We start from the raw sequence: 12,899 nt of genomic DNA, 5'->3' as shown, positions 1-12,899 counted from the left end.
GCCGAGTTGTCCACAGATGCCGTTCATGATCCCCGCGCGGGGGCCTGCGGCGGGGAGAGTTCGGGGCATGGCAACTCTGCGTCTGCTGCTCTCCGCCGCGCTCCTGTGGGCCTGCGCGGCCCCGGCCGGGGCGGGTGCGCCCGCTGCCCCCGCGGCCGCGCCGGCGCCCGCCGCGCGCCTGCTGCCGCCGCACGGCCCCGCGGCGGGCCGGCGGGGCGGCAGGTCCTGGCCTGTGGCGGCGCGTCCCGAGGTGGTCAGGGGCTGGCTGCCGCCGCCCTCCGCCTACGGGCCGGGCCACCGGGGCGCGGACCTCGCGGCCCGCGCCGGCGACGCGGTGCTCGCGGTGGCCGACGGGCGGGTGTCCTTCGCGGGGCGCGTGGCGGGGCGCGGCGTCCTGTCCATCGTCCTGGCCGGCACGGGGGCGCCGCCGCTGCGCGTCACCTACGAGCCGGTGGCGGCGCTGGTCGCGCGGGGCGAAGTGGTGCGGGCGGGCCAGGTGGTGGGGCGGCTGGCCGCAGGGCCCTTCCACTGCGCCGCGGGCTGCCTGCACCTCGGGCTGCTGCGCGGCCCCGCCTATCTGGACCCGCTGGCTCTGCTGCCCGCGCCCGGCCCCTCCCGCCTGCTGCCGCTCGGCCCGGGCCCGCCGGACGGCGGGCGGACCGGCGAACCTGGGTCCCCGGCGTGAGGCCGGGAGGCGGGATCCGGGGCCGCCTCAGGCGTGGCCCGTGACCCCGCCGAGCGCCATGGCCACGGCGGCCTCGGCGATCTCTGCGGGCTCCTCGGCAGCGCCCAGCTCGATCCGGCGCACGGCGGCATCCACGACACCCTGGAGGAGCATGGCGGCCAGCCGGGGGCTGCGGTGGCCGAGGTCGCCGAGCGCGGCGACGACCATCGCGACGAGCCCGCCGTGGGCTGCGCGGATCTTCTCGCGGGCGCCGTCGTCCAGCTCGCTCGCGGAGATCGCGACGACGGCGCGGTGGCGCCGGTCCCCGACGAGCGCAAGCTGCGTGCGGACGTACGCCTCGATCCGCGCGGTGGGCGTCGGCGCGGCGGCCATCGCGGCGGACACCTCGGCCGCCCAGACGGGGAAGTCGACGGCGCACAGCTCCTCGACCACGGCGGCGCGGGAGCGGAAGTACTCGTAGACGGAGGACCTGGCGAGCCCCGTGCGCTCGGCGAGCGCGGGGAACGTCAGCGCCTCGGTGCCGCCTTCCGACAGCAGGGTGCGCGCGGCGTCGAGCAGGGCGTCGCGCTGCATGGTCCGGTGCTCGGCCACGGAGGCCGCTCGAATCCTGGGCACGGTCCCACTTTACAAATCCGCCAATTTGGCTCGCAGCTGGAGGACCGACTTCGTGTGGATCTGGCTGACCCTGCTCTCCGTGACGCCGAGGACGTTGCCGATCTCGGCCAGCGTCAGCCCCTCGTAGTAGTAGAGCGTCACGACGGTCTTCTCCCGGTCGGGGAGCGTGTTGATGGCGCGGGCGAGGAGCCTGCGCTGCTCCCGGTCCTCCGCGACCTCGACGGGGTCGTCGGCCGCGGTGTCCTCCAGGGTGTCCATGAGGCTGAGCCTGTCGCCCTCGCCGCCGACGTGCAGGAGCTCCTCAAGGGCGACGACGTTGGCGAGCGACAGCTGGCCGAAGACGGCGTGCAGCTCGTCGACGGCGATGCCCATCTCGGCCGCCACCTCGCTCTCCGAGGGGGTGCGTCGCAGCTTGGCCTCGAGGGTGGCGTAGGCGCGCTCGGCGGCGCGGGCCTTCTGCCGGACGGAGCGCGGGATCCAGTCCAGGGCGCGCAGCTCGTCGATCATGGCGCCGCGGATGCGGGTGATGGCGTACGTCTCGAACTTGATGGACCGCCCGATGTCGAACTTCTCGATGGCGTCGATCAGCCCGAACACCCCGGAGGAGACGAAGTCCGCCTGCTCCACGTTGGGCGGCAGGCCGACGCTGACCCGTCCCGCGACGTACTTCACCAGCGGCGAGTAGTGCAGGATCAGCTGCTCGCGCAGCCGGTTGTCGCCCGTCGCCTTGTAGGTCCGCCACAGCTCGTCGAGCGACGAGGGCGCGGGCGGCCGGTCGGCGCTCCGGGCCTGTGGGGGCGCCGACCGGGCCGCTGTGCGGTCGGACCCGGAGGTGTGCTGGGGCATGCGGTGCCTTGAGCCGTTCTGCTGTGACGTGGGGATTTACGGATGAGCGTAGCGTGATCGGCCGGTCGCGTTACGCGCATGGGTGCGGGAGCGGTACCGCACCTGCCGACCGTGCCGTCAGCGGGATATGGGGGTCATCCGCCTCACCCTGTCACCCGAATGCCCCAGGTCAAGCACCCTGCGGCGGGGTATCTCCCGCGCCCTGCGGCGGCCCGGCGGGATGCCACTTGTCGCTGTGTCGTTCGACAAACCCGAGCGAGTGAAGCTCGACCAGCCGGGCGAGGGCCGCGTCGGGCGTGGTCCCGGCGGCCCGCGCCACCTCGGTGACCCCCGCGGGGCCCCGCGCGGGCAGCGATTCGAGGACCCGTGCGCACTCCGCCCCGAGCAGGTCCCTCGGCAGCACGGGCCCCCTGCGCTCGGGGGCGAGCTCACCGACGGCGCCGACCAGTTCGATCACCTCGTCCGCGTCCGTGACCAGCACACCCTCGCCGCGCAGCAGTTCGTGGACGCCCCCGGAGAGCGCGCTCGTCACGGGCCCGGGCACGCCCATCGCGTACCGCCCGAGGCGCCGCGCCCAGCGGGCCGTCGACAGGGAGCCGCTGCGGTAGGCGGCCTCGACCACGACGGTGCCGCGGGTGAGGGCGGCGATCACGCGGTTGCGCAGGATGAACCTGCTGCGGGTCGGATGGTCGCCGGGCGGCAGTTCACCGATGACGAGGCCCTGTTCGGCGATGCGTGCGATCAACTCGGCATGACCGCGGGGATAGGCCGTGTCGATGCCGCAGGCGAGCACGGCGGCGGTCGCCCCGCCCGCGGCGAGCGCGCCGCGGTGGGCCGCGGCGTCGACGCCGAAGGCCGCGCCCGAGACGGTGACCCAGCCGCGGGCCGCGAGCCCGCAGCCGAGCGCGGCCGCCACATGGGCGCCGTAGGGCGTGCAGGCGCGGGCCCCGACCACGGCGACCGACCGCAGGGCCCACAGCCGGAGGTCGGGCGTGCCCCGCACCCACAGCCCGAGGGGCTGGGCGGCGCCGAGGTCCCCGAGCTGGCTCGGCCACTCGGGGTCGCCGGGGCAGACGAACCTGACGCCGCCCGCCTGGGCCGCAGCGAGGTCCGCCTCGGGATCGGCGGCCGCGGCGCGTGCCCGGTACCCGTCGAGCCGCCGGGGCCGCGCGCCGGTGAGCCGGGCGGCGGCCTCGTCCGCGTCGCCGGTGAGCAGGGCGAGGAGGCGGGGCGCGCCGAACCTGGCGAGCCACCCGCCGCCGGTCTCGTCGCCCGGCTCGAACACCCGCGTCAGCGCCGCCCTGGCCCGCCGCTCCCCCGTCTCCGCCGCATCGGCCACGACGCCCTCGCCGGTCACGGCACCCTCACCGGTGTCGCGGGCGGCGGAGCCTGCGGGAGGGCGCCTCGGGGGATGCCGGTGCGGAGTTCGAGGGCGAGGGCCACGTCGTGCTCTCCCGGGCGGTCGCGGCCGGCCAGGTCGGCGACCGTCCAGGCGACCCTGAGGACGCGGTCGAGGCCCCGTGCGGTGAGCAGGCCGCGCTCCAGGTCGCGCTCTGCGGCGGCGAGCGCGCCGGGCGCGAGGGGCCAGCGGGTGCGCAGCTCGTGCCCCGGCACCTCGCTGTTGAGCCCCCAGGGCATGCCCGCGTACCGCTCGGCTGCGCGCCGTCTTGCCGTGCGGACCCGGGCGGCGACCACCGCGCTCGGCTCGCCCCTGGTGCCGTCGCCCAGCAGGTCGGCGCGCTGCACGGGCTGCACCTCGACCCGCAGGTCCACCCGGTCGAGCAGGGGCCCGGACAGCCGGGCCTGGTAGCGGCGCACGGCCGAGGGCGGGCACTCGCAGGCCGCCGCGGGGCCGCCGCGCCTGCCGCACGGGCAGGGGTTGGCGGCGAGCACCATCAGGAACCGCGCGGGCAGCCGCACCACCCCCGCGCTGCGTGCCACCACGACGTGGCCGGATTCCAGCGGCTGGCGCAGCGCGTCCAGGGCGCGTCCGGCGAATTCCGGGGCCTCGTCGAGGAAGAGGACCCCCCGGTGGGCGAGGGAGACCGCGCCGGGCCTCGGCAGGCCGTTGCCGCCGCCGACGAGCGCCTGCATCGTCGCCGAGTGGTGCGGGGCGCAGTAGGGCGCCGTGCGCACCAGGGGCTCGCCCGGCGGGAGGATGCCGGCGACCGAGTGCACGGCGGTCACCTCCAGCGACTCCTGCCCCGTCAGCGGCGGCAGGATCCCTGGCAGCCGCTCGGCGAGCATGGTCTTGCCCGCGCCGGGAGGCCCTGAGAGCAGCAGGTGGTGCCCGCCGGCCGCGGCGACCTCGAGTGCGGCGCGCGCCGCGCCCTGCCCGGCGACGTCCGCCAGGTCGGGGCCCGTGGCGCCCGGCACGATGCCCGTGCCCGCCCCCGCGCCCGGCACCGAGAGCCCTGCGAGCATCGCGTCGGGCCTGCCGTCCCGCTCCTGGGCGGGTTCGTCGGGCACCGGCTCGTCGCCGAGGACCGCGATCAGCTGGCCGAGGCTGCGCACCCCGAGCACGGACACCCCGGGCACCAGCGCGGCCTCGCCCGCGGTCCGCTCGGGGACGACGACCTGCCGGTACCCCGCCTCGGCCGCGGCGAGCACCGCGGGCAGCACCCCGCGGACCGGTCTGACCCGCCCGTCGAGGCCCAGCTCGCCGATGAGCACCAGGTCCTCGATGGCGCGCGGGTCGATGCGCTCGGCCGCACCGAGCACAGCGGCGGCCACGGCGAGGTCGAAACCGCTGCCGGACTTGGGCACGAAGGCCGGGCTGAGGCTCACCGTGAGCTTCTTCTGCGGCCACGGGACGCCGGCGTTGACCACGGCGGCCCGCACCCGGTCCTTGCTCTCCACCAGGCTCTTGTCGGGCAGCCCCACCAGGGTGAAGGCCGCGACCCCTGGCTCCAGGTCGGCCTGGACCTCCACCACCACGCCCTCGACGCCGACGAGGGCGACGGAGCACGCGCGTGCGAACGCCATTCAGGCCACCCCCCGCACATGCTCGACCTCGGGGCTGCCGCGCTCCGGCAGCACCACCCCGACCAGGTCGATGCGCACACCGCCGGGTGGCGGCCCCGACGACCGCTCGATCCAGCAGGCCGCGAGGCGTCTGAGCCGGTCGGCCTTGACCGGCGTGATCGCCGCCATCGGGTGCTGGAAGCCGCCCGCCCTGCGGGTCTTCACCTCGCAGACCACGAGCGTGTCGGCGTCCATCGCCACGATGTCGATCTCGCCGGTCCTGCCGCACCGCCAGTTCCGCGCGAGCACGCGCATGCCCGCAGCGGTCAGCCGCCGGGCCGCGAGCCCCTCTCCGTACCGCCCCAGTGCCCCCGTCGCGTTCATCTCGGCACCACCTCCGGCACCGACTCTGGCGCACGGCGGGGAACCGGGTGGATCTTGGTCGGGGAACGGTGGACAACTCTCCGGGCTGTGGACAACCCGGTCACCCGTCCGAGTGAGTCAGGCGGGGGCGAGCGGGGAGAGCGGCGGGGGCCGCCGCTGCGGTCAGCCCGCGGGGAGCTCCAGGTCGTCGTTCTTGTTGAGCTCCTCGATGTTCACGTCCTTGAATGTCAGGACGCGCACCTGCTTGACGAACCTGGCCGGCCTGTACATGTCCCAGACCCAGGCATCCGCCATCGTGACTTCGAAGAAGACCTCGCCCTGCACCGAGTGCACCTGCATCTCGTAGTCATTGGTGAGGTAGAAACGGCGCTCGGTCTCGATCACGTATTTGAACAGGCCGACGACATCTCGGTACTCCCGGTAGAGCTTCAGCTCCATCTCGGTCTCGTACTTCTCGAGGTCCTCGGCGCTCATGGCATCCCCTTCAGCCGTTCGTCCCCCCATTGTGCTCCGGTGCGGGCCGCCGCTAGGCGGTTTCGGTACCGAGCATCAGCGGCGCACCGGGGGGACCCTCGTCGAGCAGCGTACGCAGCAGCCCGGCGAGCCTGGTCGGGTACACCGTCTCACGCGTCGCCTCCAGTTCCGCGCAGGTCCACCACCGCAGCCCCGCGACGCTGCGCCGCTCCAGCTCGGTCAGGCCCGCGGGCGCCGCCTCCGTCTGTTCCGTACGCCCGAGGAAGTACCACTCGTCCTGGTCCCAGCGCCGCCCGTCGAAGGGGAAGGAGCACCTGCGGCGCCACAGCACCGGGCCGAGATCGATCCGGGTGATCCCCGTCTCCTCCGCGAGCTCGCGGCGCACGGCCTGCTCGTGGCTCTCGCCGCCCTCAAGACCGCCGCCGGGGGTGAACCACCAGGTGAGCGCGGGATCGGCGGGTTCGTGCCCGTGGATCAGCAGGATGCGGTCGTCGGGGTCGAGCAGCACCATGCGGGCCACGCGCCGCGGCTCAGCGGGCACCGGCGGGCTCCGCCGCGGGCGTGCTGCGGGTCCTGCCGCGCCGGTTGAGCAGCGGGCCGAGGGCGGCGCCGACGAAGATCAGGACGGCTCCCGCGATCACGGCCCCCGCCATCAGCCGCAGCGGCCCGGGGGCCGAGACGCCGCCCGGCAGGGCGGCGAACGCGGCGGGCCGCGCCACCGTGCGGGCGGGCGGCCAGACGACCGCGTCGACCCGCCCCCGTACGTCCGAGCGGGGCACCGAGCCCTGCTCCCGGTCCTGGAGGTGGACGCGCGAGTCGAGCGACGTGGCGCGGGCGTCGCCGAGCATGAACAGCTCGCCCGCCGGCACCTTCGCGGAGAAGTTCGCGCCCGCGGCACGGTTTCCCGCGAGCGACTTGTCGGTGTAGGGCTCGTCGAGGGCGGTGCCGTTCACGGTCAGCCTGCCCTGCTTGTCGCAGCAGGCGACGGTGTCGCCGCCGACGCCGACGACCCGCTTGACCAGCGGCAGCTCGCCCCACTCCGCGTCCTTGAAGACGACCACGTCGCCCCGGTGCACGGCGCTGCCCGCTATCCGCTGGGCGAGGACCTTGTCACCCGCGTCCACCGTGGGGGTCATGGAGCCGGTGGGCACGGTGTAGGGCTGGTACGCGACGGCGGCCCAGGCGAAGCCGCCGAGGAACAGCACACAGCCGACGGCGACGACCAGCCCCGACAGCCTGCTGCCGAGGCGGCCGCCGCCGCCCTTCGTCCGTCCTGCCCTGCTCATCCCGGCACGCCCCCGTTCGGAGTGTGATCCCGGCCCTCGGGATTCCGGGAGGCACCCTACCCGGCGGTACCCGGGCCGGTGAGCCGCCTGCGGCGCCACAGGACCAGCGGTACGGCCCCCGCGACGCCGGCGGCGCCGGGGGCCGCCGTGAGGGCGGCCGCGCTGAGTCCTGACTGGTCAAAGGTGCCGGGGACGCCGAGGATGTGCCAGCGGTTGACGGGCCAGGCGACCACGAAGGCGCGCCCGACGACGTCCTTTGTGGAGACCGTGCCGTTTCCGGGGAGGTTCTGGTGGTAGCGGGAGTCGCTGGAGTCCTGGCGGTGGTCGCCCATGACCCAGATGCGGCCCTGCGGGACCTTGATCGGGCCGAACGGCATGTCGTCGCACGGGGTGTTGCCGGGGAAGATGTAGCCGGACTCGCTCAGCGCGTGGCCGTTGACGACGACCGGGCCGCCCTTCTTGCAGGAGACGGTGTCGCCGCCCACCGCGATGACCCGCTTGATCAGGTCCTTCTCCTCGGCGGACGGCATCAGGCCGATGAAGCTGAGGCCCTTCTGCACCACGTTCTGCTGGGGGGTGGGCTCGCCTTCGAGCCAGCCGCCCGGGTCGTGGAAGACGACGACCTCGCCGCGCTGCGGCTCGGAGCCGAACCACGGGGTCAGCTTGTCGACCAGGACCCGGTCGCCCCGCTGGAGGGTGTCCTGCATCGAGTCCGAGGGGATCGAGAACGCCTGCACGAGGAACGTCTTGATCACCAGCGCGAGGGCGAGGGCGATGACGACCAGCAGCGGCAGTTCCTTCCAGAAGGAGCGCTGCTGCCCCCGCTGCCGCTGCCTGCGCGACCTGCCGCCCCTGTGCGTCCGCTCGTCTTCCATCACTTCACCAGGCATTCCAGGCACTCCGTCGGTCAGGGCTTCGGGCGACTCGGCGAGCTGCTCGCGGCCCTCTTCCGGGCCTTCCTGTCCTGATCGTGAGCCGACCGCCACATCCCCCACATCCACTCCTTCACCTTGTGTGAATCCGTCGGGTCCGAATTCACTGCGTGTGACCCCGCCGGGTGCGGGCCCACTCCGTGCGGGCGTCCGCCCCGCTGCCGGGACAGAACCACCACTCCCATAACGAGCGGAAGTTCCGCAGGGCTCGGGGGCGCGGGCAATCCGTCCGAGGCCCGACGAGCCACCCTAGGGGCAGCGGCCGCGGGCGCGCCGCCAGGGCCCGCCACCGCCCCGAACGTCGCGGGATCGTCGAGTCTGCGCCAGTGCCCGAGTGGCCAGGCGATCACCACGGCGCGGCCCACGACGTCGGAAAGAGGCACCGTGCCCTGGAATTCCTCGTCCATGTGGTAGCGCGAGTCCGCGGAAAGGGCACGGTGGTCGCCGAGGAAAAACAGCCGTCCCTCGGGCACTTTCACGTCGAACGAGATCGTCGACGGCGCGTTGCCCGGGTAGAGATAGGGCTCGTCGAGGGCTTTTCCGTTGACGGTGACTTTGCCGTTCGCGTCACAACATTTGACGGTGTCACCGCCGATGCCCACGACCCGCTTGATGAGGTCGCGGTCGTCCGCCGAGGGCAGCAGGCCGATGAACGTCAGGCCCTTCTTCAGCTGCCGCACGCCGGGCCCTGAGGTGTCGGGCGCCTGCCGCTCGCCGGCCAGCCAGTCGCCCGGGTCCTTGAAGACGACGACGTCGCCGCGGTGCGGCCGCGACCCGAACCACGGAGTCAGCTTGTCGACGAGGACCCGGTCGCCGATGCGGATCGTGTCCTCCATCGAGCCCGAGGGGATCACGAACGCCTGCACCAGGAAGGTCTTCAGGACGAGCGCGATCACCACGGCGACGACGATCAGCAGGGGTATCTCGGTGACGGCCGAGCGCCGTCTGCGCCGCTTGACGCGCCGGGCCAGCCGCCTGCGCTCCGCCCTGCCCGCCAGGGCGGCACCCTCGGGACCGCCCCGCGGGCCGTGGCCGGCGGGACGGCCGCGCCTACCCATGCGCGCCGCCGGGCGCGGGCACGCGCGCGAACAGCGCGCGGCCGCCGCGTACGGACGCCCAGTGGCTCAGCGGCCAGGCGATCCACCTGGCCCGGCCGATGACCCGGTCCACGGGCACCATGCCGCCGCCGGGGTCGCCGAGGTGGTCGCGGGAGTCCCGCGAGTCGGCGCGGTGGTCGCCGAGGACGAAGAGGGTGCCCGGCGGCACCACGATGTCGAACCTGACACTTGAGGGTGCGTCGCCCGGCATCACGTACGGCTCGCTCACGGCCCGCCCGTTCACCTCGATGCGGCCCCCCGCCGTGCAGCAGACGACCCGGTCGCCGCCCACGCCCACGACGCGCTTGACGTAGTCCGTGTCCGAGGGGCCCGCGAGGCCCACGGCGGCGGCCGCGCCGCGCACCAGGGAGGTGACGGGGTTGACGGGCGGCGCCTCCTGGACGAAGGAGCCCGTGCCGTCGAACACCACCACGTCGCCGCGCGCGACCGTGCCGCCGAAACGGTACGCCAGCTTGTCGACGAGGACCCGGTCGCCGACGCGCAGCGTGGGCTCCATCGAACCGCTCGGGATCAGGAACGGCTGCATCACGAAGTGGCTGACCAGCAGCGCGCACACCACGCACAGCACCCCGACGCCGAAGACCCCGCGCCAGGAGAGCGGGCCGCGCGCTCCCGCGGCCTCCTCCCGTCCCACGGCGCCCGGCTCGTCGGGCCCCGGCTCCTCAGGGCCCTGCTGATCGGGACCCGGCCGGTCGGAGCCCCCGGGACACACGGAGCGCGGCCCCTCGTCGCCGTCCCGTGGAGGGGCGGGCGAGGGGCCGCGCTCGGTGTCGTACGCGTCGCTGTCCATCGGGCCCTGAGCTTATCGGGCCCCGCTGTGGACCCGGCGGTCAGTTGTCGCGCTTCTCCTTGATCTTCGCGGCCTTGCCGCGCAGCTCACGGAGGTAGTACAGCTTCGCGCGGCGGACGTCGCCGCGGCTGACCAGCTCGATCTTCTCGAAGATCGGGCTGTGCACGGGGAAGGTGCGCTCGACGCCGACCGAGAAGGACACCTTGCGGACCGTGAAGGTCTCGCGGACGCCCGAACCCTGGCGGCGGATGACGACGCCCTTGAACTGCTGGATGCGGGAGCGGTTGCCCTCGATGACGCGGACGTGGACGTTGACCGTGTCGCCGGGACGGAAGGCGGGGAGGTCGGTCCGCAGCGACGCGGAGTCGACGGTGTCGAGCAGGCTGGACATGAGGTTCTGCTTCCTCGCCGATGCCACAGGTCATCAGCGGAATATCGGGATGCGGTAGTGGGTGCCGCTCGCGTCGGACGGGCGTCGATCCCCCTGTGGCAGGGGCGCCAGGCGGACGCACGGCAGCGGCTCATTCTTCCACGTCGGGCGGCCTGCGCCAAAATCGCCCTCCGGGCTCGGGCGCCCAGCCGAGGATGGAGAGGGTCTCCCGGTCCTTCTTGTCGAACGCCGCGGGGTCGCAGCGCTCGATCAGATCGGGCCGGTGGGCGGCGGTCCTGGCCAGCGCCTCGTCCCTGCGCCAGCGGGCGACCCTGCCGTGGTGGCCGCTGAGCAGTACCTCGGGCACGCCCCTGCCGCGCCACTCGGGCGGCTTGGTGAAGACGGGCCCCTCCAGCAGGTCGGCCATGGCGCCGGGCGCGAAGGAGTCGTCGCGGTGGGACTCGGCGTTGCCGAGCACGCCGGGCAGCAGCCGGGCGACCGCCTCGGTGATCACCAGGACCGCCGCCTCGCCGCCCGCGAGCACGTAGTCGCCGATGGAGACCTCGTACACCGGCATCCTGGTGGCGTACTCGGCGGTGACGCGGCCGTCGATGCCTTCGTACCTGGCCGGCGCGAAGACCAGCCAGGGGCGCTCGGACAGCTCCACGGCGAGCGCCTGCGTAAAGGGCCGGCCGCTGGGCGTGGGCACGACCAGGGCGGGGCCGTGCGCGCCCTGCTCGTACCCGTCGGCCAGGAGCTCGTCCAGGGCGTCACCCCACGGTCCGGTCTTCATGACCATGCCGGGGCCGCCGCCGTAGGGGGTGTCGTCGACGGTGTTGTGCCGGTCGTACGCCCACTGCCGCAGGTCGTGCACCCGGACGTCGAGCAGCCCGCCCGCGCGCGCCTTGCCGACGAGGGAGACGTGGAGCGGGTCGAGGTACTCGGGGAAGATCGTGACGACGTCGAGCCTCATCGGGGGCCGTCCACCGGCCCGCCCGCGCCCGCGTCCCCGCTGCCGTCGGCGGCCGTACCCGGGGCTCCACCGGCCGTCTCCGTGCCCGCCGCGGCCGCGCCGGCCCCGGGCGCGGCCGTCTCCGCCTGCGCGTCGTCCAGCAGGCCGGGCGGCGGCTCGACGACGGCCCGCTGCTCTTCGAGGTCGATCTCGGTGACGATCTCCTCGACGAACGGGATCATCACCTCGCTGCCGTCCGGCCGCTCCACGATGAACAGGTCCTGCGAGGGCAGGTGGGAGATCTCCGTGATCCGGCCGACCTCGGTGCCGTCGGCGAGGACCACGTCGAGGTCCATCAGCTGGTGGTCGTAGAACTCGTCCGGGTCGTCGGGGAGCTCCTCCGGGTCGACCTCGGCGATCAGCAGGACGTTGCGCAGCGCCTCCGCGGCGCCGCGGTCCGCAACGCCGTCGAAGCGCAGCAGGAGCCGGCCGCTGTGCACCCGGCCGGTGGCGATGGTCAGGGGGCCCGCGGAGGCGGGGTCCGTGGCGAGCACGGCGCCGGGGCCGAGCCTCACCTCGGGTTCGTCCGTGCGCACCTCGACGGTGACCTCGCCCCTGATCCCGTGGGCGCGGCCGACCCGGGCAACTACCAACTGCACTGCGTGTGCCTCTCCTGATGAAACGGCACGGGCCAGGGAGGGCTCAGCCTCCCCGGCCCGTGCCGGTGTTCCACTGCGTCAGCGGACCTGGTCCACGTCGACGAGGTCGACGCGGATGCCCCGGCCGCCGATCGCGCCCACGACGGTGCGCAGCGCGCGTGCGGTGCGGCCGTTGCGGCCGATCACCTTGCCGAGGTCGTCGGGGTGGACGCGGACTTCGAGGACGCGGCCGCGGCGCAGGTTGCGCTCCGCGACGCGCACGTCGTCCGGGTTGTCGACGATGCCCTTCACGAGGTGCTCAAGAGCCTCCTCGAGCATCGTCAGCCCTCGGTCGACTCGGCGGCGGCCGAGGAGTCGGCGTCGTCGGCCTTCTTGTCGGCCTTCTTCGCCTTCTGCGTGATCGCCTCGCCCTTGGGCTCGTCGCCGGCCTCCTTGGCCGCGGCCTCGAAGAGTCCGCTGCGGTCGGCCTTCGGCTCGGGCTGCTTCAGCGGCTCGGGGGCGGGCAGGCCCTTGTGCGCCTGCCAGTCGCCGGTCAGCTTCAGGATGGCGAGGACCGGCTCGGTCGGCTGGGCGCCGACGGAGAGCCAGTACCGCGCGCGGTCCGAGTCCACCTGGATGCGCGAGGGGTTCTCGATCGGGTGGTACAGGCCGATCTCCTCGATGGCCCGGCCGTCACGGCGGGTGCGGGAGTCGGCGACGACGATGCGATAGTGAGGCGAACGGATCTTGCCCAGACGCTTCAGCTTGATCTTGACTGCCACGGGAGTGGTGTCTCCTGGTCTTGACGTGGTGGGGCCACAACGGGATGCCACGTGGGGTTGTGG

The 12,899-nt window shown here is 74.1% G+C and carries 17 protein-coding genes; 1 reads left to right on the top strand and 16 read right to left on the bottom strand.

All coding sequences use genetic code 11. The features are described from left to right. The first annotated feature begins 67 nt into the window (after positions 1-67). Positions 68-685, top strand: a complete 618-nt coding sequence (locus tag AB0910_RS07780) for a M23 family metallopeptidase (RefSeq protein WP_366743620.1) — start codon at positions 68-70, stop codon at positions 683-685. 27 nt (positions 686-712) lie between these two features. On the opposite strand, the gene AB0910_RS07775 is transcribed toward AB0910_RS07780, so the two are convergent. The 16 genes from AB0910_RS07775 to rpsP all read right to left on the bottom strand — a co-directional run bounded on the left by AB0910_RS07775 (position 713) and on the right by rpsP (position 12,836). Continuing rightward, positions 713-1,276, bottom strand: coding sequence for a helix-turn-helix domain-containing protein (locus AB0910_RS07775; protein WP_366743703.1), 564 nt, complete (start codon positions 1,274-1,276; stop codon positions 713-715). 33 nt (positions 1,277-1,309) lie between these two features. Next, positions 1,310-2,146 (bottom strand): RNA polymerase sigma factor WhiG, encoded by an 837-nt coding sequence (gene whiG, locus AB0910_RS07770; RefSeq protein ID WP_366743619.1) that lies wholly within the window; start codon positions 2,144-2,146, stop codon positions 1,310-1,312. 169 nt (positions 2,147-2,315) lie between these two features. Beyond that, a complete protein-coding gene (dprA, locus tag AB0910_RS07765; RefSeq protein ID WP_366743618.1) occupies positions 2,316-3,503 on the bottom strand; it encodes a DNA-processing protein DprA in 1,188 nt (395 codons plus the stop codon). Then, complete coding sequence (locus AB0910_RS07760; protein WP_366743617.1) at positions 3,500-5,131, bottom strand: YifB family Mg chelatase-like AAA ATPase; 1,632 nt, start codon at positions 5,129-5,131, stop codon at positions 3,500-3,502. The genes dprA and AB0910_RS07760 overlap by 4 nt, the downstream gene beginning before the upstream one ends. Next, positions 5,132-5,494, bottom strand: a complete 363-nt coding sequence (locus AB0910_RS07755; RefSeq protein WP_366743616.1) for a YraN family protein — start codon at positions 5,492-5,494, stop codon at positions 5,132-5,134. A gap of 162 nt (positions 5,495-5,656) precedes the next feature. After that, positions 5,657-5,968 (bottom strand): DUF2469 domain-containing protein, encoded by a 312-nt coding sequence (locus AB0910_RS07750; protein WP_225013617.1) that lies wholly within the window; start codon positions 5,966-5,968, stop codon positions 5,657-5,659. Positions 5,969-6,020: 52 nt separating this feature from the next. Further along, positions 6,021-6,509 carry an NUDIX hydrolase gene (locus AB0910_RS07745; protein WP_366743615.1) on the bottom strand — a complete coding sequence of 163 codons (489 nt, stop codon included), beginning with the start codon at positions 6,507-6,509 and terminating at the stop codon, positions 6,021-6,023. Then, positions 6,499-7,254, bottom strand: coding sequence for a signal peptidase I (gene lepB, locus AB0910_RS07740; RefSeq protein ID WP_366743614.1), 756 nt, complete (start codon positions 7,252-7,254; stop codon positions 6,499-6,501). Before lepB (AB0910_RS07740) ends, AB0910_RS07745 begins: the two co-directional genes overlap by 11 nt. A gap of 56 nt (positions 7,255-7,310) precedes the next feature. Further along, positions 7,311-8,240, bottom strand: coding sequence for a signal peptidase I (gene lepB, locus AB0910_RS07735; protein WP_366743702.1), 930 nt, complete (start codon positions 8,238-8,240; stop codon positions 7,311-7,313). Next, positions 8,162-9,244 carry a signal peptidase I gene (lepB, locus tag AB0910_RS07730; protein ID WP_366743613.1) on the bottom strand — a complete coding sequence of 361 codons (1,083 nt, stop codon included), beginning with the start codon at positions 9,242-9,244 and terminating at the stop codon, positions 8,162-8,164. The genes lepB (AB0910_RS07735) and lepB (AB0910_RS07730) overlap by 79 nt, the downstream gene beginning before the upstream one ends. After that, the gene (gene lepB, locus AB0910_RS07725) at positions 9,237-10,094 is read right to left on the bottom strand and encodes a signal peptidase I (RefSeq protein WP_366743612.1); all 858 of its coding nucleotides are present in this window, start codon (positions 10,092-10,094) and stop codon (positions 9,237-9,239) included. The genes lepB (AB0910_RS07730) and lepB (AB0910_RS07725) overlap by 8 nt, the downstream gene beginning before the upstream one ends. A 40-nt stretch (positions 10,095-10,134) precedes the next feature. After that, positions 10,135-10,485, bottom strand: coding sequence for a 50S ribosomal protein L19 (gene rplS, locus AB0910_RS07720; protein WP_225013609.1), 351 nt, complete (start codon positions 10,483-10,485; stop codon positions 10,135-10,137). A 130-nt stretch (positions 10,486-10,615) separates the two neighbouring features. Continuing rightward, a complete protein-coding gene (gene trmD, locus AB0910_RS07715; protein ID WP_366743611.1) occupies positions 10,616-11,437 on the bottom strand; it encodes a tRNA (guanosine(37)-N1)-methyltransferase TrmD in 822 nt (273 codons plus the stop codon). After that, positions 11,434-12,075 (bottom strand): ribosome maturation factor RimM, encoded by a 642-nt coding sequence (gene rimM / locus AB0910_RS07710; RefSeq protein ID WP_366743610.1) that lies wholly within the window; start codon positions 12,073-12,075, stop codon positions 11,434-11,436. Before rimM ends, trmD begins: the two co-directional genes overlap by 4 nt. A gap of 78 nt (positions 12,076-12,153) precedes the next feature. Beyond that, the gene (locus AB0910_RS07705) at positions 12,154-12,393 is read right to left on the bottom strand and encodes an RNA-binding protein (RefSeq protein ID WP_366743609.1); all 240 of its coding nucleotides are present in this window, start codon (positions 12,391-12,393) and stop codon (positions 12,154-12,156) included. A 2-nt stretch (positions 12,394-12,395) separates the two neighbouring features. Further along, the gene (gene rpsP, locus AB0910_RS07700; RefSeq protein WP_366743608.1) at positions 12,396-12,836 is read right to left on the bottom strand and encodes a 30S ribosomal protein S16; all 441 of its coding nucleotides are present in this window, start codon (positions 12,834-12,836) and stop codon (positions 12,396-12,398) included. Between the last annotated feature and the right edge of the window lie 63 nt (positions 12,837-12,899).

Origin of the sequence: Streptomyces sp. NPDC047002 (assembly GCF_040704505.1) — a bacterium.
In the GTDB taxonomy this organism is placed as follows: Bacteria; Actinomycetota; Actinomycetes; order Streptomycetales; family Streptomycetaceae; genus Streptomyces.
This window is presented reverse-complemented; position numbering and strand designations above follow the sequence as displayed.

What these genes read in the sequence shown, in the direction of transcription:
- AB0910_RS07780 (WP_366743620.1), top strand. Translation starts at nt 68, where the DNA reads ATGGCAACTCTGCGTCTGCTGCTCTCCGCCGCGCTCCTGTGGGCCTGC.
- whiG (WP_366743619.1), bottom strand. Translation starts at nt 2,146, where the DNA reads ATGCCCCAGCACACCTCCGGGTCCGACCGCACAGCGGCCCGGTCGGCG.
- AB0910_RS07760 (WP_366743617.1), bottom strand. Translation starts at nt 5,131, where the DNA reads ATGGCGTTCGCACGCGCGTGCTCCGTCGCCCTCGTCGGCGTCGAGGGC.
- AB0910_RS07755 (WP_366743616.1), bottom strand. Translation starts at nt 5,494, where the DNA reads ATGAACGCGACGGGGGCACTGGGGCGGTACGGAGAGGGGCTCGCGGCC.
- AB0910_RS07750 (WP_225013617.1), bottom strand. Translation starts at nt 5,968, where the DNA reads ATGAGCGCCGAGGACCTCGAGAAGTACGAGACCGAGATGGAGCTGAAG.
- lepB (WP_366743614.1), bottom strand. Translation starts at nt 7,254, where the DNA reads ATGAGCAGGGCAGGACGGACGAAGGGCGGCGGCGGCCGCCTCGGCAGC.
- lepB (WP_366743613.1), bottom strand. Translation starts at nt 9,244, where the DNA reads ATGGGTAGGCGCGGCCGTCCCGCCGGCCACGGCCCGCGGGGCGGTCCC.
- lepB (WP_366743612.1), bottom strand. Translation starts at nt 10,094, where the DNA reads ATGGACAGCGACGCGTACGACACCGAGCGCGGCCCCTCGCCCGCCCCT.
- rplS (WP_225013609.1), bottom strand. Translation starts at nt 10,485, where the DNA reads ATGTCCAGCCTGCTCGACACCGTCGACTCCGCGTCGCTGCGGACCGAC.
- trmD (WP_366743611.1), bottom strand. Translation starts at nt 11,437, where the DNA reads ATGAGGCTCGACGTCGTCACGATCTTCCCCGAGTACCTCGACCCGCTC.
- AB0910_RS07705 (WP_366743609.1), bottom strand. Translation starts at nt 12,393, where the DNA reads ATGCTCGAGGAGGCTCTTGAGCACCTCGTGAAGGGCATCGTCGACAAC.